The 21,998-nt window shown below is 67.7% G+C and carries 20 protein-coding genes and 1 tRNA gene; 13 read left to right on the top strand and 8 right to left on the bottom strand.

Annotated features, from left to right (window positions below; genetic code table 11):
- Positions 1-121: 121 nt before the first annotated feature.
- Complete coding sequence (locus VYJ16_RS05450; RefSeq protein ID WP_336349287.1) at positions 122-799, bottom strand: ArsR/SmtB family transcription factor; 678 nt, start codon at positions 797-799, stop codon at positions 122-124.
- Positions 800-1,085: 286 nt separating this feature from the next.
- Between VYJ16_RS05450 and VYJ16_RS05445 the strand changes: the two genes are divergently transcribed.
- Entirely contained in the window at positions 1,086-1,229 is a 144-nt protein-coding gene (locus VYJ16_RS05445) for a DUF7859 family protein (protein WP_227133913.1), read from the top strand.
- A 36-nt stretch (positions 1,230-1,265) separates the two neighbouring features.
- On the opposite strand, the gene VYJ16_RS05440 is transcribed toward VYJ16_RS05445, so the two are convergent.
- Entirely contained in the window at positions 1,266-2,282 is a 1,017-nt protein-coding gene (locus VYJ16_RS05440) for a threonine aldolase family protein (RefSeq protein ID WP_336349286.1), read from the bottom strand.
- Between the two features lie 148 nt (positions 2,283-2,430).
- Here VYJ16_RS05440 and VYJ16_RS05435 point away from each other — a divergent pair, with 148 nt between their 5' ends.
- Positions 2,431-3,195, top strand: coding sequence for a DUF91 domain-containing protein (locus VYJ16_RS05435; protein ID WP_336349285.1), 765 nt, complete (start codon positions 2,431-2,433; stop codon positions 3,193-3,195).
- A 283-nt stretch (positions 3,196-3,478) separates the two neighbouring features.
- Positions 3,479-4,525 (top strand): tRNA-intron lyase, encoded by a 1,047-nt coding sequence (locus VYJ16_RS05430; protein ID WP_379761826.1) that lies wholly within the window; start codon positions 3,479-3,481, stop codon positions 4,523-4,525.
- A gap of 21 nt (positions 4,526-4,546) precedes the next feature.
- Here VYJ16_RS05430 and VYJ16_RS05425 read toward each other — a convergent pair whose 3' ends face one another.
- Complete coding sequence (locus tag VYJ16_RS05425) at positions 4,547-4,726, bottom strand: hypothetical protein (RefSeq protein WP_336349284.1); 180 nt, start codon at positions 4,724-4,726, stop codon at positions 4,547-4,549.
- Between the two features lie 114 nt (positions 4,727-4,840).
- Between VYJ16_RS05425 and VYJ16_RS05420 the strand changes: the two genes are divergently transcribed.
- Both VYJ16_RS05420 and VYJ16_RS05415 read left to right on the top strand, forming a co-directional pair.
- Positions 4,841-6,439 carry a tryptophan--tRNA ligase gene (locus VYJ16_RS05420; RefSeq protein WP_336349283.1) on the top strand — a complete coding sequence of 533 codons (1,599 nt, stop codon included), beginning with the start codon at positions 4,841-4,843 and terminating at the stop codon, positions 6,437-6,439.
- A 137-nt stretch (positions 6,440-6,576) separates the two neighbouring features.
- Positions 6,577-8,205 (top strand): hypothetical protein, encoded by a 1,629-nt coding sequence (locus tag VYJ16_RS05415; protein WP_336349282.1) that lies wholly within the window; start codon positions 6,577-6,579, stop codon positions 8,203-8,205.
- 59 nt (positions 8,206-8,264) lie between these two features.
- Here the strand turns inward: VYJ16_RS05415 and VYJ16_RS05410 are convergent, their stop codons facing one another.
- A complete protein-coding gene (locus VYJ16_RS05410) occupies positions 8,265-8,921 on the bottom strand; it encodes a class I SAM-dependent methyltransferase (RefSeq protein ID WP_336349281.1) in 657 nt (218 codons plus the stop codon).
- A gap of 200 nt (positions 8,922-9,121) precedes the next feature.
- On the opposite strand from VYJ16_RS05410, the gene VYJ16_RS05405 reads away from it, so the two are divergent.
- The 5 genes from VYJ16_RS05405 (at position 9,122) to VYJ16_RS05385 (ending at position 15,189) form a co-directional block, all read left to right on the top strand.
- Complete coding sequence (locus VYJ16_RS05405; protein ID WP_336349280.1) at positions 9,122-9,553, top strand: hypothetical protein; 432 nt, start codon at positions 9,122-9,124, stop codon at positions 9,551-9,553.
- Between the two features lie 342 nt (positions 9,554-9,895).
- On the top strand, positions 9,896-11,398 hold the full coding sequence (pheS, locus tag VYJ16_RS05400; RefSeq protein ID WP_336349279.1) for a phenylalanine--tRNA ligase subunit alpha: 1,503 nt from the start codon (positions 9,896-9,898) through the stop codon (positions 11,396-11,398).
- Positions 11,398-13,362, top strand: a complete 1,965-nt coding sequence (locus VYJ16_RS05395; protein WP_336349278.1) for a phenylalanine--tRNA ligase subunit beta — start codon at positions 11,398-11,400, stop codon at positions 13,360-13,362. The genes pheS and VYJ16_RS05395 overlap by 1 nt, the downstream gene beginning before the upstream one ends.
- A 313-nt stretch (positions 13,363-13,675) precedes the next feature.
- Positions 13,676-14,005 (top strand): transcriptional regulator, encoded by a 330-nt coding sequence (locus VYJ16_RS05390; protein WP_336349277.1) that lies wholly within the window; start codon positions 13,676-13,678, stop codon positions 14,003-14,005.
- An 86-nt stretch (positions 14,006-14,091) separates the two neighbouring features.
- Positions 14,092-15,189, top strand: coding sequence for an aminopeptidase (locus tag VYJ16_RS05385; protein WP_336349276.1), 1,098 nt, complete (start codon positions 14,092-14,094; stop codon positions 15,187-15,189).
- A gap of 90 nt (positions 15,190-15,279) precedes the next feature.
- Here VYJ16_RS05385 and VYJ16_RS05380 read toward each other — a convergent pair whose 3' ends face one another.
- The 3 genes from VYJ16_RS05380 to VYJ16_RS05370 all read right to left on the bottom strand — a co-directional run bounded on the left by VYJ16_RS05380 (position 15,280) and on the right by VYJ16_RS05370 (position 18,862).
- Entirely contained in the window at positions 15,280-17,688 is a 2,409-nt protein-coding gene (locus VYJ16_RS05380) for an outer membrane protein assembly factor BamB family protein (RefSeq protein ID WP_336349275.1), read from the bottom strand.
- 170 nt (positions 17,689-17,858) lie between these two features.
- On the bottom strand, positions 17,859-18,293 hold the full coding sequence (locus tag VYJ16_RS05375) for an RNA-binding domain-containing protein (protein WP_336349274.1): 435 nt from the start codon (positions 18,291-18,293) through the stop codon (positions 17,859-17,861).
- The gene (locus tag VYJ16_RS05370) at positions 18,290-18,862 is read right to left on the bottom strand and encodes a nucleoside monophosphate kinase (protein ID WP_336349273.1); all 573 of its coding nucleotides are present in this window, start codon (positions 18,860-18,862) and stop codon (positions 18,290-18,292) included. The genes VYJ16_RS05375 and VYJ16_RS05370 overlap by 4 nt, the downstream gene beginning before the upstream one ends.
- Positions 18,863-18,991: 129 nt before the next feature.
- On the opposite strand from VYJ16_RS05370, the gene VYJ16_RS05365 reads away from it, so the two are divergent.
- Together VYJ16_RS05365 and VYJ16_RS05360 are read left to right on the top strand one after the other, a co-directional pair.
- Positions 18,992-19,369 (top strand): YccF domain-containing protein, encoded by a 378-nt coding sequence (locus tag VYJ16_RS05365; RefSeq protein ID WP_336349272.1) that lies wholly within the window; start codon positions 18,992-18,994, stop codon positions 19,367-19,369.
- A gap of 49 nt (positions 19,370-19,418) precedes the next feature.
- Positions 19,419-19,493 (top strand) — tRNA-Arg (locus VYJ16_RS05360).
- Between the two features lie 698 nt (positions 19,494-20,191).
- On the opposite strand, the gene VYJ16_RS05355 is transcribed toward VYJ16_RS05360, so the two are convergent.
- Positions 20,192-21,091 carry a hypothetical protein gene (locus VYJ16_RS05355; RefSeq protein ID WP_336349271.1) on the bottom strand — a complete coding sequence of 300 codons (900 nt, stop codon included), beginning with the start codon at positions 21,089-21,091 and terminating at the stop codon, positions 20,192-20,194.
- A gap of 382 nt (positions 21,092-21,473) precedes the next feature.
- Between VYJ16_RS05355 and VYJ16_RS05350 the strand changes: the two genes are divergently transcribed.
- Positions 21,474-21,911, top strand: a complete 438-nt coding sequence (locus tag VYJ16_RS05350) for a MaoC family dehydratase (RefSeq protein ID WP_336349270.1) — start codon at positions 21,474-21,476, stop codon at positions 21,909-21,911.
- Positions 21,912-21,998 lie beyond the last annotated feature (87 nt).

Genomic DNA, 21,998 nt, shown 5'->3' with positions numbered 1-21,998 from the left:
CAGCGTATGTATCAAAAGGCATACCGAATACTCAAAGCGGAGTTTTACCTAGCCTTGAATCGTCGACTCGACGGCCACCGGTTCGTCCGCGTCGGGGGTCGAGAGGTGCGCTGGCGGTCGTTCAGGCGCTCGTGGTGTACCAGTACGCGAACCCGGCGGCGAGGACGAGTGCGCCACCGAGGAAGAACGCGACGCCCGGCGGAACCGCGTTCAGCGCGGCGTCGGCCGCGCTCGTCGCGGCGTCCGTGGCGGCGGTCGTCGTCTCGACGGTCGAGTTGTTCGCGTTCCCCGCGACCGGTGCCTCGCCCGGGCCCGGTGCGGGGCGACCGACGCCGGCGTCGCCGCCGAACAGCGCGCCGAGGTCGCCGGCGAGCGCCTGCACGAGCACGGACAGCCCGGCGAGGAGCGCGAACGCGCCGAGGAGGCGCGTGAGCGCGGCTTTCAGTCCCGTGGACTTCTCCTCGCCGCCAGCGAACACGACCAGCGGCTGGTTCGCGGGCGCGTACACCTTCATCTCGCGGCCCTTCGCGGAGTACGCGGTGTCGATGACCTCGATGACGTCCGCGTCCTCGAGTTTCTCCAGGTGGTACTGGGTGTTCTGGAGGGAGGTGTCGACGCGGTCGGCGAGCTTCGACGGTGTCGCTGGGTCCTCGTGGAGTGCCGTCAGCAGTTCCCTGGCAGTGCCCGAGGAGAGCGCCCCGATGAGGTCGTCGGCGTCCTCGCTGTCGAGCCCGATGACGCGGGGTTCCGCGTCCTCGACGGCCGACGTGTCGGGGGTGGAGGGCAGCAAGTCAGCCATGTGCTACGGCTAGTCATCGGTTCCCATGAATGTTTGTATATTTCTCCCCGGGAAAAACGCGGCACCGAACCGTCGAACGAACGTCGCTGATGGTTGGTCGTCCGTGAAAGAATCCGGCGTATCCGCTTCACGTCTCACAGAAAACTGGTGCGAGGTATGGAAATCACCAGTAGTTCTGGTAGCATTACTCATGGGGCACGATAGCACGAGGCGTGGCTCTGGGTGCGAGCAAGCGACGCACGCTGCGAAAGGCCTATAGCGCCGCTACCGGAACGTCCACGCAACAATGGCGTGGTTAGGCTTCATCCCGGAGGACCCAGTCGCGCTCGTGTTCGTCCTCCTGGTCCTCGGCCTCATCTTCTTCGTGTACCTCATGCTCCGCAAGACCGTCACGGAATTCAGCGAGGGCATGCGGAAAGGCCAGAACTAGCCGGTTCGACGACGACCCTCGAGCGTCGACGGCGAGTTAGTCGACGACGTCCGCGACGACGTCGACAGCGTCGTCCACGTCCTCGCGCGTGACGTCGAGGTGCGTGCAGAGGCGGACGCGACCATCACCGAACCCGGAGCACTGCACGCCCGCGTCGCTGCACGCGTCCGCGAACTCGTCCTCGGTCATCCCCGTCCCGGTGACGTCGGCGACGACGATGTTCGTCTCCGGTTGCTCGACGGTGACCCCCGAGACGTCGTCGAGCCCGGCGGCGAGGAGCTGTGCGTGCTCGTGGTCGGTCGCGAGCCGGTCGACGTTCTCGAGCGCGTACAGGCCGGCGGCGCCGAGGACGCCCGCTTGCCGCATCCCGCCACCGAAGAGCTTCCGGACGCGTCGCGCCTCCGAAATGAAGTCCTCGCTCCCGACGAGCATCGACCCGACGGGGGCACCCAGGCCCTTCGAGAGACAGAACATCACGGAGTCGACGTGCGCGGCGAACGCGCTCGCGGGTTCGTCGAGCGCCACCGCGGCGTTGAACAGTCGCGCACCGTCGAGATGCACTGGCACGCCGGCGTTGCGAGCGACCGCCGCGGCGTCCCCGAGTTCGCTCGGCGGTATCGCGAGCCCGCCGCGCGAGTTGTGCGTGTTCTCCAGACAGAGCAAGCCCGTGCCGGGCCGATGCAGGTCCTCCTCGAGGAGCGCGGCCTCGACCTGCTCGGGGGCGGGCACGCCGCGGTGCGCGTCGAACGTCCGCACCTGTAACTCGGCGTGCTGCGCGAACCCCGCGAGTTCCCACTTGTAGACGTGACTCTGGACGTCCACGACGGCCTCCTGGCCGCGGTCGGTGTGGACGCGCGCCGCGATCTGGTTCCCCATCGTTCCACTGGGAACGAACAGCGCCGCCTCCATCCCGAGTCGCTCCGCGGCGCGCGCCTCCAACTCGTTGAGCGTCGGGTCCTCGCCGTAGACGTCGTCGCCGACGTCGGCGTCGGCCATCGCCGCCCGCATCTCCTCGCTCGGTGTCGTCACCGTATCGCTCCTGAGGTCTATCATGCCCGGACGTACCCGCGGTGCGAGCAAAAACCTGCCCCACGCGGAACCGCGACCCCGACCGCGACCCCCAGCGACGCTACGGTGACCGGTGGCCGTCCCGCTGCGGCGCGGCCGAGGGTTCAAGTACGAACCCGCGGCCACGAGCGGCATGCCGCAGACAGCAACCGCGACGCTGTACGCCGGGGACGCGACCGTCGTCGAGGACGCCACCGACCGCCGCGAGTACCGCGGGCGCGTCGTCGTGCTCGCGAAACCTGACGGGACCGTCCTCGTGCACGACGAGTCGGGCTACCAGCCGGTCGCGTGGCTGACGCGCGCCGACGCCGTCACCGTCACCGACGACGAGGACGCGGTGCGCGTGACCGCGCACGACGAACGTGCCGACGACTGGCTGCGCGTCACCGGCCACGACGCCGGCGGCGACGCCGACGGCCGCCCCGCGCTCTCCGGCCGCTATCCGGTGTCAGTTGCCGGTGACCCCGTCGGCGATTGCCCGGACTGCGACGGCGCGCTCGTCGACACCGGCGGCGCCGTCGCGTGCATCCACTGCGACGAGGTGCACGGCTATCCCGACGACGCCGTCCTCCACGGCGCCCGCTGCGATTGTGGGCTCCCACGGATGCGCGTCGAACGCGGCGCCGCCATCGACTGCTGCGTCGACCGCAACTGCGAGCCCCTCGACGACCGCGTCCGCGACCACCTCGACCGCGCCTTCGACTGCACGGACTGCGACGGCGACCTCGTCGTCCAACGCGAACGCGGCCTCTACCTCGCCTGCGAACACCGCCCCGACTGCGACACCGCGTTCTACGTCCCCAGCGGGATCCACGACGGCACCTGCGACTGCGGGCTCCCCGCGTTCGCCGTCGCCAACGGCCGTCGCTGCCTCGACGCCACCTGCGAGGCGACCTGACAGAACGACGCAGTACCGCGAGAACCGACGACGTGGCGGACGCCAGCGCGCAGGAACGGACGACGTGGCGGACGCAACACCGTAGGAACGGACGACGTGGCGGACGCAACACCGTAGGAACGGACGACGTGGCGGACGCAACACCGTAGGAACCGACGACGTGGCGGTCGTCGGATGCTGGTGCGGGCAGGGAGACGGGAAACGGCGTCCTGGCGGACGCCGTATGCTGGTGCGACCAGTGCGTACCGACACCGCTTTCGGCGACCACCGAGTCCCTGCGAACATGAACATCGAGGGTCACGTCGACGGCGACGTCGTGCACGTGGGGCACGACGCTCGCCAGCGGTTCCACGACTCGCGCGGGTACGGCTATCCCCTGGAGGGGAACGACGTCGCGCTCGCGCCCGTCGAGGCCGCGCACCTGCTCGCCAGGGACGACCTCGCGGCGGTCGACGGCATGGACTTCCGCGCGTTCCTCCGCGCGAGCGACGACCCGACCCTCCCCGTCCGCTATCTCGTGTACGCGGACCTCCGCGAGCGCGGGTTCTACAGCGCGCCCTCGCACCCGGACTGGACCGAGTTCGCGCGGGACGGAGATGACCTCGTCGTCTACCCCCGCGGGAGCGGCCCGGGCGACGGCGAACTCGCCTACAGGGTACGCGTCACCGGCGAACGCACCGAGGTCCCCGCTCGCGCGCTCGGGGACTGCGTGCTCGCGGTCGTCGACGAGGAATCGGAGATCACGTACCTCGACACGTCTCGGCCCGACGTCGCCGGCGACGTCGACGCGGGCCTCCCGGGGGGCGCGGACGCTGACCTGCTCGCGGACCGCGTCACCGTCTGGGGCGCGAGTGGAGAGTCGCTCTACGAGACGGGGTTCTACGGCACGCCGCTCTCGGGGCGCGACACCGGCCGGGACGCGGTCGTGCTGTCGCTCGTCGAAGCCGCGTATCTCGCCGCGGAGGACGCGCTCGACGTCGACCCCGCCGCGGCGGTCGCCAGAGGACGGGACGTCGAAGGCGAGCGGTTCGACCGCCGACTCGCCGCGTACCGCGACCTCCGCGCCGCGGGGGTCGCCCCCAAGACCGGGTTCAAGTTCGGCGCCGACTTCCGGACGTACGCCGACTTCCAGAACCCTGAGAACGTCGGGCACAGCGAACGCCTCGTGCGCGTCCTCCCCAGCGGGCACGCGTTCGCGCCACGCGACCTCGCGCTCGACGTCCGCCTCGCCAACGGCGTCAAGAAGACGATGACGTACGCCGTCGTCGACGCGAACGGCGACGGTGCGGCGAGCGTCGACTGGCTCGCCATCCAGCGACTCACGCCCTGAACTCGCGACCGCGACCGACGACTATCGCTGCAACAGCCAGACGAGCGCGTACCCGAGTATCGCGAGTGTAACGGCGAACGCGACCCGCTCCGGGAGCGCGTGCCCTCCTGGGTTCGTCGCGGCCACGAACGCGAGCGTGGCGAGCGCATACCCGGTAGCCCCGTGGTCGAGTCCGTCGAGCACGCGTGCGACTGGCTGCACGGGTCGAGGTCCGGACCGGGGACGCAAAACGCCTTGTGGTGTCCCGCCGCTCCCGACTCGCGAGGTGGTGTCGAGAGCGAACGCTTTTTGCGCGTTCCGCGGCGAGTGCGGAGTATGACAGACGACGACGCGGACGCGCGAGACCAGCCGGTTGGGTCCGGCGACCGCGTGGACGGGCTTCGCGCCGACGGCGGGGAGACCGCCGCGGCGGGTGCTGACGACGTGACGCTCGACCCGTGGGGTTCGTCCACGGTGGCCGATTACCGGAAACTGTTCGAGGAGTTCGGCATCGAGGAGTTCGACGAACTGCTGGAGGGCGTGCCGAACCCGCACTACCTGATGCGCCGGGGCGTCATCTTCGGGCATCGGGACTACGAGCCGGTCGCGAAGGCGATGCGAGAGGGCGAGCCGTTCGCGGCGCTGTCGGGGTTCATGCCGACCGGGGACCCGCACATCGGGCACAAGCTCGTGTTCGACGAGATAATCTGGCACCAACAGCAGGGCGGTGACGCGTACGGCCTCATCGCGGACCTCGAAGCCCACGCTGCGCGTGGCCTCACCTGGGACGAGATCGACGAGCACTCGCGGGACTACCTCCTCTCCCTCATCGCGCTCGGATTCGACCCCGAGGACGGCACGCTGTACCGGCAGAGCGAGAACCGCGAGCTCCAGGACCTCGCGTTCGAGCTGGGTGCGGAGGCGAACTTCTCGGAGTTCCAGGCGATCTACGGGTTCGACGGCGAGACCGACGTGAGTCACATGCAGAGCGTCGTCACGCAGATGGCGGACATCCTCTACCCCCAGCTCGAGGAACCGAAGCCGACCGTCATCCCCGTCGGGCCCGACCAGGACCCGCACGTCCGGCTGGCGCGGGACCTCGCGACGCGGATGCGGTTCTTCAAGGTCTCGAAGGCGTACGCGAGCTTCGAGTGCGACGACGCCGAGCGCGAGCTCGTCGCGGCGGCGTACGCGGCGCTCGCTGACGACCTGGACGAGGACGAGATGGTGCGGTGCGAGGACGCGGCGGACTGGCTGCGCGAGCACGCACCCGAGCCGACCGGCGCGCGCGAGTCCGTCGCGGCGAAGCTCGACGAGGCCGGGATGGAGCCCGTTCGACCGCGCACGCGGTTCTTCGACCGGCAGGCGACCGACGACGCGTTCGAGGCACTCATCGACGCCGTCGACGGCGAGAAGCGCGTGTACGAGGGGCACGTGGACGCGTTCGACCTCGACCGCGGCGAGGCCGAGGAGCTCGCCCGGCAGGTCGAACTCGACCACGGCGGGTACGGGTTCGTCGCGCCCTCCTCGATCTACCATCGGTTCATGACGGGGCTGACGGGCGGGAAGATGTCGTCGTCGGTTCCGGCGAGCCACATCAGTCTGCTCGACGACCCGGAGGACGGCTACGACAAGGTGAAGTCCGCGACCACGGGCGGTCGCCAGTCCGCCGAGGAGCAACGCGAGAAGGGCGGGAAGGCGGACGAGTGCCCGGTGTACGAGCTCTATGCCTATCTGCTCGCGAACGACGACGACGACTTCGCGACCGAGGTGTACGAGGAGTGCGTCGGCGGCGAGCGCCTCTGCGGGGACTGCAAGGAGCAGGCCGCGACCCTGATGCGCGAGTTCCTGGAGGACCACCAGGAGAAGCGCGCGGAGGCCGAGGCGTTGCTCGACGACCTCGACATCGAACTGGAGTCCTCGCGGAAGCGGTAGACCGTCGAGAACGGAGAACGGCCGAGGGCGCAGACCTCGCACAGCCGCTCCGTATCCTCCGCTGACAGGTTTTCTCGCCTGCTCGTCTGACGAAAATATATACGTTCGTCCGACGAAGCACGAAGTCACGCGGAGTCATGCGCCAGGGTACCTCGGGGTTCGAGCGAGAGGACGCGCTCGCGTGCGCGGACGTCCTCGGCGGGTTCGGCGTGTCGAGTGCGCACGTCAGAGAGCACGTCGCGGACGCGACGACCGTCGACCCGCGCGAGGACCTGGAGACCGCCATCCAGCGGGCGCTCGCGGACCCCGAGCATCCGACGGCGTTCGTTCGACGGACGGTCGCGGCGGCACCCCGGGGCGTGGATTCGCCCGCGCGGTTCTGGACGACGGCGCCGGAGACCCAGCTCGGGGACGTGTTCGCGGCGATCGACTGGACGTTCGACGTGAAGAGCGCGAACGGCCGGTCGCTCTCGGTGGACGACGCCCAACCGTACCGGTTGCGCGTCGAGGACGCCGACGGGCGGACGCGCTCGACCGAGTTCTCGTTCCCGGACTCGCCGCTGGGCGACGACAACTATCCGGCGCTCGTGGACGCCGTCAACCGCGAGCTCCTGTTCGGCCTGGACTGTCGGTTCGTGCAGTTGTCGGACGGCACGGATCGCTGGCGGTTCGCGCTCGTCGAGACCGACGAACTCGACCGGCTCGTCGAGCGGTTCGGCGAGCGCATCACGGCGTTCGACCGGCCGTTGCTCGCCGCGGACCAGCCGGCGGCGTACGTCCCGGACGCCGACGCGGATGTGGTCGAAGACGCTGGCGGCGTGCCGGTGCCGGCGTGGGCGAGCGAGTCCCGCGAGCGCTCGTGGCGCGGCCGTCGACTGACGGCGGACGCGTTCGACGCGGACCACGTCGGCGGTCTCGATCACCTCGCGAACGACGAGTCTGCGTCCGCGAGCGACCGCGAGGAGGCGGACGCGGCCGACGCCGCGGCCGCTATCGAGTTCGTCGACGGTTCCGACGACGAGTCGGTGGATGCCGGGTCGGACGACGGTGCGAGCGACGCGAGCACGTCGACGCGAGCGGGGTCGACGGTCGTCCGCGATGCCGACGCACCGGTCGTCCGCGACGCGGAGACGGATGGCGTCCCGAGTGCGGAGACGGGGTCGAACGCGGACGACGACGACCTCGACGGGTGGTCCATCGGTGGGTCGGTCGACGCGACCACTCGCTCCGCGGACCCGGTCGACGACGGGTCGTCGTCGAGCGACCTGTCGACGTCGGGATTCACGTGGGGCGACGACGCGAACGACGGCGACGCGGGGACCGTCGTGGACGCCGATGCGCGTGCCGACGACGGCGTCGACGCAGCGGACGGCGAGAGCGACGGCGACGCCGAGAACGACGGCGATGGCGACGACGGGTTCTTCTCGGCGGACGCGGTGTCGTCGTTCGACGCGGGCGCGAAGACGAGTCGCGTCGGCGGCGACTCCTTCGGCGTGGACGCCGGCGAGCAGACCGAGGACGACCGGTTCGCGGCGGTCGGCGCTGCAATCGCCGCACCCGCCGGTATCTCGTGTCGCGGGCTGCTCGACGACGACGAGTTCCTCCCCGAGATCCCACGTGCGGAGCCCGCGGAGACCAGGCTCACGTTCGAGGACGAGTTCGACCCGACCGCCAATCCGGCGGACGAACGCGAGACCGACGACGGGTTCGTCTGGGTGAACGAGTCCTCGGGGGTCGGCGAGGACCGGACGAGCGCGAGCGACTGATACGCCCAGTGGGACGCTGCTCGGCTGGCGACGCGCTCACGCTGGCTTCCGGAACGCGCTCACGCCGGCTTCCGGACGTAGACCGCCGGCGAGCCGCTTCGCTGGACGTAGTCGGCGTCGGGGTCGGCGTCCACCGCGGTCCAGTAGTTCCTGGGGTGGTGGCCGAGGACGTCGTGGATGCGGTCGTACGTGAGGAGGTTCTCGCCGTCGGCGACGAGACTGAACGCCTCGCGTTTGTCGTGGTCGTCGTCGGTGAGCCCCTGCGCCCACGCCTGCATGTTCCGGTTCGGGTACGTGAACGCGAGCGCGCCACCGGGTGCGGTGAGCCGCCAGAGCTCGCGGAGCGCGGCCTCGGCGTCGCGGACGAAGTACAGGACCGCCATGCAGTAGACGACGTCGAACGCGCGGTCGATGCCGGTGTCGGGGAGCGTCGCGACGTCGAACGCGACGTTCTCGACGCCCTCGCGGTCGGCTTTCTCGCGGTTCGCGTCGACGACCGCGGGCGCGGCGTCGTAGCACGCGAACGAGACGTCCGGGCGGCCCGCGGCGACGTCGAACTCGGCCGCGGCGGGCCCGCACCCGATGCTCGCGACCGCGTCGACGTCGCCGACGACCTCGAGGAACGCGTCCAGGTGCGCGGCCATGTCGTCGCCGCCGACGTACGCGCCGCGGTCCCAGTCACCGCCGTCGTAGTACGACTCCCACGAGAACCCCATACCGGTGGTCCGACCGGTCGCGGCTTCAGGGTTGTGGAGCGCGACCGGTCGCGGCTTCAGGGTCGTGGAGCGCGTTCGCGCTCGACGCGCCCGTAAACGATGCCTACGCCCAAGTTGGAACCGGCTACGTCTCGGTCGGTGGCGCCTACCACGTGAAACGATTACAACTATTAAATAATATCGTCCCGATACCTGATTTAATGGCAACCACGTCCAGCCCAGATGAAGTGCCGTCCGTCCCGTACACCCCGGCCGGCGACGTCGACGAGGTGCTCACCGAGCTCGAAGACGTCGACGTCTACACGGTCGCGGACGAGACCGACGACGACGAAGCCGTGCTCCCGGTGCTCGACGACGCGCTCGCGGAACTCGCAGCGGTCGTCGACGCGCCGACCGACGCGGCGAGCGACACCGACGACGACCATTCCGGGTGCGACGCCGGTGGGCTCGCTCGCGACCGCGCGGACTTCGAGGAGGTCGCGGCGAACACCGAGGTCGACTCCATTCCCTACGAGAACGCGGCGGCGTTCCTCGCGAACACGCTGTACGCGGTCCCGCCGGCGAACACGCGCTTCGAGTGGGCCGACGTCGACGACCCGACGCCGGACTGGGACCTCGACGTCGACTGGTAGCGACGCCGGTGGGACGGGTGGACGTGGTGGCGTGGGCGACCGTCTGGTGGACGCGGTGGCGTGGGCGACCGTCTGGTGGACGCGGTGTCGACGGAACGTTTAACCGGCGAGGGACGCGTACGTCGTAGCATGGTAGCCGTACCCGGCTCCGGTGGTAGCGTCGACGAGCACGCTCGCGTCCACGGAGTCGGCTTCTTCTTTGCGGCGGCGTGAGCGCGGTGGACGGCCGCCGCGGTCTGGGACGCGAGCAGTCGCGTGCCGGCGTGTGGTGGTCGCGAAACCGCGGTCGTCGCGTTGTCGGAACAGATAACTGACCGAGTTGCGGATACGCATACAAGATTGATGGAACTGAAAGCGACACACGTCGCGGTCTTGGAGGCCGCGGATGCGACCGAGGCGCGGTCGGTCGACGCGCTCGCGGACGACACGGGGGAGCCCCCGGAGTCGGTCGCGGGTGCGGCGTTCGACCTCGCGGAGCGCGGGCTCGTCGACGTCACGGAGCGCGTCGAGGAGACCGTCGAACTGACAGCGGAGGGTGAATCGTATCGAGACGCGGGCCTGCCGGAGGTCCGCCTGTATCGGGCGGCGCGAGACGTCGGTGCGACCGACGCCGAGGCGGTCCCGATGGGCGAGGTCATCGGGGCGAGCGACCTCGGTGACGCGGTCGACATCGCCTTGGCGAACTACGCGCGGAAGGGGTACGGGGTCGTCGACAGCGGCGAGGTCACCGCGGACCCGGACGCGGACCCGGACGCGGACGCCGAGGCGGCGGCGCTCGACGCGGTCGCCGCAGGCGATGCGATCGACGAGGACGTGCGCTCCGACCTCGAACGTCGGAACCTCGTCGTCGTCGACGAGCGCACGGTCCGGTTCGTGGAACTGACGGAGGACGGCGTCACCGCGCTCATGGAGGGCGTGGAGGCGACGGACGCGGTCGGCCAGGTCACGCCCGAGATGCTTTCCTCCGGCGAGTGGCGCGACGCGGAGTTCGCCGACTACGACGTCGAGGCGGACGCTGACGTCGAGCACGCCGGCAAGGAGCACGTGCTCCGGCAGACCGCGGAGCGCGTGAAGGACGTCCTCGTCGGGATGGGGTTCCAGGAGATGGACGGCCCGCACGCGGACGCGGAGTTCTGGATCAACGACTGCCTGTTCATGCCCCAGGACCACCCCGCCAGGACGCACTGGGACCAGTTCGCGCTCGACGTCCCGCCGATGCAGGACCTCCCCGAGGACCTCATGGACCGCGTGGAGCACGCGCACCGCGAGGGCGTCGGCGAGGACGGCGACGGCTATCACTCGCCGTGGGGCGAGGAGATGGCGCGCGGCGTCGACCTCCGCGGGCACACGACCTCGCTCTCCATGCGGTATCTCTCGGGCGAGCAGGTCGGCGACCTGGAACCCCCGGAGCGGTACTTCAGCGTCGAGAAGGTGTACCGGAACGACACCCTGGACGCCACGCACCTCTTGGAGTTCTTCCAGATCGAGGGCTGGGTGATGGCCGAGGACCTCTCCGTCCGCGACCTGATGGGGACGTTCGAGGAGTTCTACGCGCAGTTCGGTATCACCGACATCGAGTTCAAGCCCCACTACAATCCGTACACGGAGCCGAGCTTCGAGCTGTTCGGCGAGCATCCCGAGACCGGTGAAGTGGTCGAGATCGGGAACTCCGGGTTGTTCCGCGAGGAGGTCCTGGAGCCGCTCGGCGTCGAGTGCGACGTGATGGCGTGGGGGCTCGCCCTGGAGCGACTGCTGATGCTCACGCACGGGTTCGAGGACATCCGCGACGTGCACGGGACGCTCGTCGACCTCGACTTCCTGCGGAACGAGGAGGTGGTGTACTGATGCCCGTCGTCGACGTCCACCCCGACGAGCTCCGCGAGCTCACCGGGCACGACGAGAAGGGAGACGAGGAACTCAAGAGCGACCTGTTCGCGCTCGGCCTCGAGTTCGAGGGCGAGACCGAGGACGGCGCGTTCGAACTCGAGTTCGCGCCCGACCGTCTCGACCGGCTGAGCGTCGAGGGCGTCGCGCGCAGCCTCCGTTATCAGTACGGCGACGACCGCGGCGTCTACGTCCCGAAGACGAACGACGCGGACTGGACGATCGAGGTCGACGAGTCGGTGCCGGACGAGCGCCCGTACGTCACGGGCGCCGTGATCCGGGACGTGAACCTGGACGACGACGCGCTGGATTCGCTCATCCAACTGCAGGAGAAACTGCACGCGACGATGGGCCGCAAGCGCGCGAAGGGCGCTATCGGTATCCACGACCTCACGATGCTGAAGGGCTCGGCGGTCGAACGCGACGACGACGCCGCGGACGCGGGCGAGACCGCGGCTGACGTCGGCGACGACGTCCGCGTCTCGGAGACGAACAAGTCCATCTCGTACGTGGGCGTCGAGCCGGACGAGGACGAGTTCGTACCCCTCGACAGCGACCGCGAGATGACGCCCGCCGAGGTCCTCACGGACCACCAGACGGGCCGCGAGTACGCGGACCTCGTGAGCGGCTACGAGCGGTATCCCGCCATCTACGACGACCTCGGGTTGTTCTCGTTCCCGCCGGTCATCAACGGTCGCCGGACCGAGGTCTCCACCGATTCGCGGAACCTGTTCGTGGAGATGACGGGGACCGACCAGTGGACGATCGACAAGATGCTGAACGTCGTCTGTTACGCGCTCGAAGCGCGCGGGGCGACCGTCGAGGAGGTCCAGGTCGAGTACCCCGATTCGGGCGTGTACGCCGACGACGACCTCGTCGACCCGGGCGCGACGCTCGTCCGCCCGAACCTCGACGTCGACGAGAAGCGCGTCAGCCACGAGCGCATCGAGCGCGTGCTCGGCGTCACGCTCGACGCGAGCGACGTCGTCGACCTCGCGGAGCGCGCCGGGCTGGACGCGGCACCCATCGACACCGCCACGGGCGAGCATCCCGAGGCGAGCGAGCGCGCCGGGAGTGACCTGCCGGACGACCCGCGCGGGAGCATCGAGGGGAACCAGCCGACGACGGCGAGCGCCGACCAGGACGACGTCGACGCCGGCCCGACCGTCGCGGGCGACCTCGTGTACGACGTCGCCATCCCGCCGTACCGCGTCGACGTCCTGCACGCGCTCGACGTCGTCGACGACCTCGGTCGCGCGTACGGCTTCAACGAACTGGAGCCGAAGTCGCCGGACGTCTCCACGACCGGCGGCCGTCACGAGCGCTCGCGCCTCGAACGCGCGGTCCGCGGCCAGCTCGTCGGCCTCGGCTTCCAGGACCTCCTGAACTTCCACATGGTCGCTCGCGAGGACAACTACGACCGCATGCACCTCGCGCCCGCCGACAGCGCGACCGACGCGAGCGCGCTCGGCGCCGAACCGCCCGTGACCATCACGGAGCCGTACAGCGAGGACTACGAGATGCTGCGGTCGTGGGCGCTCCCGAGCCTCGCGATGGTCCTCGAGAACAACACGCACCGTGCGTACCCCCAGGACCTCGCGGAGATCGGGCTCGTCGCGCACGTCGACCCCGACGAACCCACGGGCGTCCGCGAGGAACGCCACGTCGCCGCCGTCCTGGCTCGCGCCGACGCCTCCTACGAGGACGCCAAGAGCCGATTGCAGGCGCTCGCGCGGAACTTCGACGTCGACCTCGCGACCCCGCCGACAGAGCATCCGTCGTTCATCGACGGGCGCACCGCGACCGTCGTCATCGACGGCGAACCCGCGGGCGTCGTCGGCGAACTCCACCCGAGCGTGCTCGTCGAGCACGACCTCGAGGTGCCGGCGGTGGGGTTCGAGTTCGACCTCGCGGCGCTCGAGTAAGGGGCGCCGGACACCTTTTCACCCATGTTTTGCGGGTCGCGAGCGAAGCGAGACGACGGAGTCGTCTCGAATGACGAACGGGCGAAGCCCGTGAGTCGAAGCGAGGCGACCCGACAAAAGAAGGTCGGGGCAGGACCTCGAGGTGCCGGCGGTGGGGTTCGAGTTCGACCTCGCGGCGCTCGAGGAGGGTTCCGCACTCGGGTCCGTTAGCGAGTGAATCTGGTGGGGCTGTCGGTTGTAACTCGATTACTCCTCACAGCGGGTGGGGGTGAAAAACTGGCGTCTCCTTCTGTCTGTAGCTCGTTGATTGGTCATGCAGCATAAGTTGGGGAACCGGTCGTTCGACGAGATACTCGACGCGTTCGGGCACGTGCAGCGCCGGAAGCTGTTGCGTGCGCTGCTGATACACAACCCGCAGGACGACGACCCGGCGGTGATCGACGTGGACGAATCGGTCGAGGAGGAGTTCACGCGGTTCCTCGAGATGCGGCACGTGCATCTCCCGAAGCTCGCGGATTACGGGTTCATCGTCTGGGACCGCGAGACGAACGAGGTGTCGAAGGGCCCGAACTTCGACGAGATACGGCCGCTGTTGGCGCTCCTCGTCGACCACGAGGACGAACTCCCCGACGACTGGCTGTAGCGCGCCGGACCGACCGACGGGACGGGCACGTGGCCGGGTTCGGCGAAAGGGAAAGGTTTCTGCGGGCCGCTGTCGGACTGCAAGGTATGGATCCTCGAGTACGTAAGCACGCACAGATCATCGCGACTCATTCGGCCGGTATCGAGGCGGGCGACAACGTGGTCGTCGACGCGCACGGGACGGCTGGCGACCTGGTGACGGCGCTGTTCGAGCAGTGCGCGGACGTCGGCGCGAACCCGCTGTCGATCAACCAGCGGATGGGTGACCGGTTCCGGCGTGCGTACCTCCGGAACGCGGACCCCGAGGACTTCGAGTTGCCGAGTCACGAGATGGCGTTGTTCGAGGAGATGGACGTCTACGTCGCGATCCGGTCGGGCGCGAACGTCACGCAGACGAGCGACGTCGACAGCGACGTGCAGATGGCGTACGACAAGGCGCGACGGCCGCTGCTCGAGGAGCGACTGGGGAAGACGTGGGTGCTCACGCAGTACCCGACGGACTCGTTCGCGCAGCTCGCGGAGATGAGCACCGAGGCGTACGAGGGGTTCGTGTGGGACGCGGTGAACAAGGACTGGGAGGCCCAGGGCGAGTTCCAGCAGCAGATGGTGGACATCCTGAACGACGGCGACGAGGTCCGCATCGTCTCCGGCGAGGAGACGGACCTGACGATGAGCGTCGCTGGGAACTCGACGCTGAACGACACCGCGGAACGGAACCTCCCCGGCGGCGAGGTGTTCACGGCACCCGTGAAGGATTCCGTCGAGGGCGAGGTCCTCTTCGACAAACCGCTCTACCATCAGGGCCGCGAGATAACGGGCGTCCACCTCGTCTTCGAGGACGGGAAGGTCGTCGAGCACAGCGCGGAGAAGAACGAGGACGTCCTGACGGGCGTGCTCGACACCGACGACGGCGCGCGCTACCTCGGCGAACTCGGCATCGGGATGAACCGCGACATCACCGAGTTCACGTACAACATGCTGTTCGACGAGAAGATGGGCGACACCGTCCACATGGCCGTCGGGCGCGCGTACGACGCCACCGTCGGCGACGACAACGAACAGAACGACTCCGCGGTGCACGTCGACATGATCGTGGACATGAGCGAGGACTCGCGCATCGAGGTCGACGGCGAGGTCGTCCAGCGCGACGGCACCTTCAAGTTCGAAGACGGGTTCGAGGAGTAACGCGGCGCTCGCGCCGCGGAACCCACGAACGGCGAGCGAAGCGAGCCGTGAGTGGTCGGGTTCGACGACGAGGCCTGACTCGGTTCACGCTCAGGGTTCTCTAAGGGCGTGAACGCGGCCGTCGCTCCCACCGACGTAGATGGTGTCGTCGACGACCGCCGGGGAACCACGTATCGTGTAGTCGAGGACTTCGACCCATCGTTCGCACCCGTCTTCGGCGTCGAGTGCGTAGAATCCCCCTTCGGTGTCGGCGACGTAGACCACGTCGTCCGCAACGCTCGGGCCGCCGATGCCCGTCTGAATGTTGAGCGTCCGCCGCCAGCGAACGGAGCCGTCAGTGGCATCGAGCGCGTACAGTCTTCCGTCGCCCGTCGGAGCGAACACGCACCCATCGGCGACTGCGAGCGACGAACTCGGCACGACGTCGAACCGCCAGCGGACGCGACCGTCTGTCACCGACAGCGCGTAGACCGATCCCGAACTCTGCTCGCCGACGTACACGGTATCGTCGACGACACTCGGCGGCGTGATTCCGGCTTCTCCGTAGTCGAGGGTCCGCCATCTGAACTCGCCCGTGCCGAGATCGATAGCGTTCAATCCACCTGACGGGATTCCTGCAGCGTAGACCACGTCGTCCACGACTGCCATGCCGCCCTGGACGCCGTCGCTGAGATTTGCACTGAAGCGAACCGTCCCGTCGCTAGCGTCGACACCGGTGACCAGACTCGAGTAGTCCCCGAAGACGACGGTGTCGCCGGCGACGACCGCGGCGACCTCGCCGGTGTCCTCGAAGGCGGTCCGCCAGCGGCGCTCGCCGGTGGAGACGTCCACCGCGTGACCGAACCGGTCGTTGCCGATGAGGTACGCCGAACCGTCTACGATCGACGCCGGAGCATACGTCCCGCCTTGGATGGGGTATCGCCAGCGCACCGTTCCAGTGTCCGCACTGAGGGCGTAGAGACCGCCGCGTCGCCCCGTGCCGGTGGCGTACACGACGTCGTCGTCGACGACCGCTTCGTTGGCTCGATCGAGACTCACGAGCTTCGACCATGCTTCCTCGACCCCGTCGGTGGGGCCGCGACTCGCTCGCGTCCAACTGGTGTTCGCGAAGTCGTGCTGAACGGTCGGCCAGTCGCGGTCGCTCGGAACCCGCCCGTCGTCGTGCTGGCCGACGCGTCGGACGTTGTCGAACACCCAGCCAGCGTCGCCGCTGGCGTAGAACCCGATGCCGCCACTGGTGGGTGCGCCGCTCGGCTCTGACGCGCGGAGCGTGGCGAGCTCGGCGACGTCGACGACGAGTTCCGTACCCGAGGATGCCCAGTCGACCTCGACGCGATAGAAGCGCTCGCGCTGGAAGTCCGCGGTCGCGCTCGCGATGGTGGTCTCGTCCTGGGGAGCGCGACTGTACTGGAGTCGAACCTCGCTCTCGGCTGGTTCGAACTCGAGTTCGTAGCGGTGCTGGAAGTCGTCTGGCTGGACTCCGAATCCGAACATCGCGTAGCTGTTCCAGTCGCCGAAGGTTCCGAAGTCCAGGTGGATGCGATCGCCACGCTGCGGGTACGTGGGTAGGCCGCGGTACGAACGGATGTCCTCCCCACCTCCGTCCTGGAACTGGAGGGCTCCGGAGCCGTCCGCGGTCGGCTCCGAGACGACGGTCCAGTTCGTCGGTGGGTCGCCCCCGTCGTACTCGTCGAGGTCGCCGTCCTCGAAATCGTCGACGACGAGGCCGTCCTGGTCGTCGCCATCGTCGCCGTCGCTGCGGTCGTCGCAGTCGAGGATGGTGACGTAGTCGAACAGCCAGCCGGCGTCGCCGCTGGCGTAGAACCCGATGCCGCCGCCGGTTGGCGCGTCACCGGGTTCGCTCGCGCGGAGGGTCGTCCCGTCGTCGTCCGGGTCGGTGACGGTCACCACGATGTCGTCGCTCGACGCCGCCCAGTCCACCTCGACGATCTGTCGGTCGCGGCCGTCGAACGACCGGGACGCGCTGGCGATGGTCTCCTCGTCGCCGGGAGCGCGACTGTACTGGAGGCGGACCTCGTCGGCGGCGGGTTCGAACTCGAGTTCGTACCGCCGCTGGAAGTTCTCGGAGTCGGCGATGGCGAAGCTGAACATCGCGTACCCGTCCCAGTTCCCGTAGGGGTAGAACAGGAACGAGAACTGGTCGCCGCGACGCGGGTACGTCTCGAGCCCGCTGTAGGACTGAAGGTCCGGGCCGTCGCCGCCCTGGAACTCGAGGACGCGGCCGTTGCGGAACGACGCGACCCGCCAGTTGGCCATCGGGCCGTCCCTGGCGACGTACTCGTCGAGGTCGCCGTCCTGGAAGTCGTCGACGACGCAGCGCGACCGTCCGCGCTCGCGGTGGCGTTCGCTGGCCCCGTGCCCCGCTCGCTCGCCGCTTCCGGCGGCGTTGCCGCTCGCGCCCGCGAACGCGCCAGCGCCGAGCGCCCGGAGCAGAAGCCGTCGGTCGATTCCCCGTCGTTCGTCGTCCGCGTGGCCCATGCCTCCTCTGGTGACGACCGCGGGGTTAAGCGCGGGAGATAGTTCGGGGTTTCCGGTAACGGGACGCGGAACCTACCCGAACCGAGCAGTCGGTTAGGAACGAGTAAACGACGGTACTGGACGCGGTAGCGGTTCGGAGAAACGTCGCGTTTCGAGCGGACTGCCGCGAGTCAGTTCCCGGGGCCGCGGTCTTCCGCGTCGCTCGTGACGGGTCGCCCGTCCTCGGTGGGTGGGGCGACGTAGTCGACGAACTCGTCGACGCTGGGGTCTTCGACGCGGACGCGGACGTGGATGTCGCCGAGTTCGTCGGGGTTCCCGACGGCGAAGTTCACGACGCCCTGGAACGCCGCCTGCTTCTTCAGGGCGAACTCGAAGGTGTCGCCGTCCCGGCCCGCTTGGAACTGGCCGCGGGCGGTGTCGAGTATCTCCTGGGCGTGCAGGCGCTCGCTGAAGTGCTCGAGTTGGTGCGCGGTCGCCATGACCTCGCCGGGGTGTTCGGTGACGTCGGCGTCGGGGAAGAGGTTCGTGATGGCGTCGACGACGCGGTCCGTGACCTCGGTGTCGTTCACGGGCGCGGTTATCTCGACGTCCACGGAGTAGATCATGCGTCGACCTCCGCGACGGCTTCCGGGCCGTCTTCGAGGAGGGCCGTGATGCGAGCGCGGAACGATTCGAGCGTGTCGGTGTTGTCGATGGTGACGTCGGCGCGCGCCATCGCGTCGTCCATCCCGAACCCGCGTTCGCGGTCGTCGCGCTCGCGGAGCGTCTCGCCGACGTCGCCGTCGGTCTTGTCGCGGCCGCGGTCCGTGATGCGGTCCTTCCGTACCTCGAACGGCGCTTCGATACTGACGAGTATCCAGTCGTCGCCGAACGCCTCCTCGAACCGGTCGGCTTCCACGCCGGAGCGGAGGCCGTCGACGAGGACGGTGTCGGTCGTCTCGAGGTGCTCGCGGATGATGGGGAGCGAGCGTTGCGCGATGGCGTCGGGGCCGTTCTCCTCGCGGAGCGCTTGCGCGATCTCGCCGTGATGCGTCGCGGGGTCGAGCCCGCGGTCCCGGCACTCCTGGCGGATGACGTCCCCCATCGTCACCACGGGGATGCCGGCGTCGCGGGCGACCGCTGCAGCCTCGCCTTTCCCGCTCCCGGGCAGGCCAACGGTACCGATGACAGTCATTGGAGACGAATAGTCGAGTCGGCGGCTTAACCCCACCGCTCTCGCGCGCCACGTCGCGCCTCGACGTCGTCCTCGACGAATCCGGGGCATGTGAGAAGACCCATACGCGCTCGCGGTGAGTGTTCGAGTATGGCCAACCAGCACTCGCTCGTCGTCCGCATCGCGTGGTTCCTCCTCGTCGGGTGGTGGCTCACGCTCCTCGCGATCAACGTCGCGTGGGTCCTGAACGTCACCATCATCCTCCTGCCGCTCGGCATCAAGATCATCAACCGCGTGCCGTACCTCCTCACGCTCAAACGCCGCGACACCGGGTTCGACCCGGACGGCGTCCCGCAGACGAGTCTCCTCGTGCGCGCCGTCTACTTCGTGTTCGTCGGGTGGTGGGCGAGCTTCATCTGGGCGAACGTCGCCTGGTTCCTCTGCGTCACCGTCATCGGCATCCCGTTCGGCATCTGGATGTTCGGGAAACTACCGTACGTCACGAGCCTCTACCGGCTCGACGCCTGAAATCCGAATCCGGACCGCTTTTTTGCCCGCACCGACGACACGACAACGAGGGCACGTAGCTCAGCCAGGATAGAGCGTCGGACTTCTAATCCGATGGTCAGGGGTTCGAATCCCCTCGTGCTCGTCGATTCTGCGACGAACGAAGGCGAGGAGCGAATCGCGGACCGAGCGGATTCGAATCAGGGAGCACGCAGCACCGAGCGCGGCGAGGTGTCGTGCGACCGTGGTTCGAATCCCCTCGTGCTCGTTCATCCTCGCTTCGCTCGGATTCACGAGCACGATGTAGTCCCCCTCGCTCCCTGCGGTCGCTCGCTGGACTCCCCTCGTGCTCGTTCCCTGCTCACGGCGTCGTCGTTCGCTTTCGCGGGGCTTGGGACGCTCGCCCCGCGGTCCGCTCGCTCGCGGGACTCCCATCGTACTCGTCTTTCGTGGGTTATGGTTCGCTCGTGGGATTCTCGTCCGTCCCTCCGGTTGCTTGCGGATTTCGATAGCGGCGGTTCGGTCTCGTTCGCCGAATGGATTACACGAAGTCCGTTCTACGAGGGTCCGGCCGGTTGGCGTAGAAACGACGCACAGTATCGCTCGTGGGGCCTGCCAGCCCCGCTGTTGAGAGGTGAGCGTGTCGATATGGAGCGTTCGTCTGTCTCCCTCGAGTGACGGAGGTTCGTGAGCGCCGCCAGGTCGCAGTGAGAAGCGAGGTCGCGGGTGTGTTCGCTGCGACGCGTGGTCTTCCTGAAACCGCATGGGTGGGCGGGTCAGAACGGACGCGACCTTCAGCCGGTCGCTCTCGGTCCGGCGTTCGGCTCTCTTCCCGTCGGTGACCTACTCGTTGTAGCCGGTTTGTTGACTTGTCGTTCTGATTGCGTCGATCGTACAGTTGGTTATCTCCTGGGTGTGAGTGCCGTCCCAGGCAACTTCTCCTCCCAGAGAGTCACATTCGCCTTGGTCGGCGGCGTTTTCAGCCATCCCGCAGCCTCCCGGACTGACGCTTTCATTATTTTCGTAGAACGTGGCCATCGGCGTTACAGGGCCCTCCAGTGGTCCGTGACCGGGGTAGGTAGGCGCTCGTATCTGTCCGAGATGGTGATCTTCGTCGTCGACGATCCGTTGATCGACGAGGGTGTGTCCAACTTCTTGGATGGACAGGTTCTTCATGCGCTCGACGGGGTCGCTGTTCGATTTAGCTCCTGGATAGTTTCCGGCAGTCCCGACGTGAGCAAAGCCGAGTCCTTGTCGATCAAGGCTAGTCATCCCATTGCTGAAATCGAGGAAGGGACCGCCAGTATCTGCACCCGCGAAGGATGTCTCATCGGACACCAGAACGTGAATGTCCCAATTCTGGTAGTTGTCGCCTTCGTAGATATCGTAGCAGTCCCCTTGGAAATCTAGATAGCTTTCGTTAGTTGGTCCACAATCGTTGAACTCAACTCCGGTAACATCACCGTCGTTGAACGTCGATTTTGTGCTTTTGTTGACAGCACTGAATCCGATGGCATCAGCGGATTGCAGTTGCGAGATGAAGTCGTCGAGGGTGTCCTCGACGATCTCCGCCTTTGCATGATCTGACTCCTTCTGCGGCCATACTTTGATAAGAACGCCACCCAGGGAATCCTGTGTTGCTTTGCCCTGAGCAGACCCGACGAGGGCGAACCCAGAGGTCGCTGCTCCCGCGTGCTTCAGCATCTGTCGCCGATTGATTTCTGGCATCAGCTTGAAATCCAAACGAACACTGATAAATAAAACGATTTTATATTTTTATTTAGCCATGTTCGACTGTCTAATATCTTTAGTCGGATTTCTATTATATCTGCCAGATGGTGGTTCTCAACGCGCCTCAACCTAGTCTGACAAAGATTGTATAGAAACCGTCCGTCTGTGGTGCCTATCGCTCGCATGTCAGAGACTTCACCGCCGATACCTTTACTCAAATACAGGAGTTGATGCTGTTATTACTACAATTGTGGTCGCGTATCTGTCCGGATTACTTCATTGAAAATCGACTGCTCCTCGCCCGGGAGCAGACAGGTATCACCCTCACGACTTGGGCGACCGGGATCGGTATGCCACCCGAGACGTTTTGCTCTTGGTTCGTGTACGCCGTGATATGGACGGGTACTTCGAGGACGTCGAGGTCGGTGAGGAGCACGCGTTCGGGTCGTACGAGGTCGACGAGGACGAGATAATCGAGTTCGGCGAGCGGTACGACCCGCAGGCGTTCCACACGGACCCGGAGGCGGCCCAGGAGTCGATGTTCGGGGACCTTGTGGCGAGCGGGTGGCATACGTGCGCGATGACGATGCGGTTGCTCGTGGAGAACGAGTTACAGGACACGAAGGCGATGGGGGCCATCGGCGTGGACGAGTTGCGGTGGAAGCAGCCGGTGTTCCCGGGGGATACGCTTCGCGTGGAGACGACGGCGTTGTCGAAGGAGGACTGGCAGCCGGGGGTGGGGTTGGTGCGGTCGCAGACGCGGACGTTGAACCAGGACGACCGCGAGGTGTGTTCGTTCGTCGGGCTGGTACTGTACGAGAAGCGCGAGTGAGGGCGTGCGGTCGGTCGACGCCCGCCGCGGCGTGCGTGTGGTTGTCTGTCGGGGCAGCGGTGGTTTTTCGAGGGGTGCGGGCGTCGC

The sequence above is a fragment of the Halorubellus litoreus genome (assembly GCF_037081675.1).
GTDB classification, from domain to species: Archaea; Halobacteriota; Halobacteria; order Halobacteriales; family Natrialbaceae; genus Halorubellus; species Halorubellus litoreus.
The sequence above is the reverse complement of the archived record's forward strand: the minus strand, read 5'-3'. Positions and strand labels throughout refer to the sequence as shown.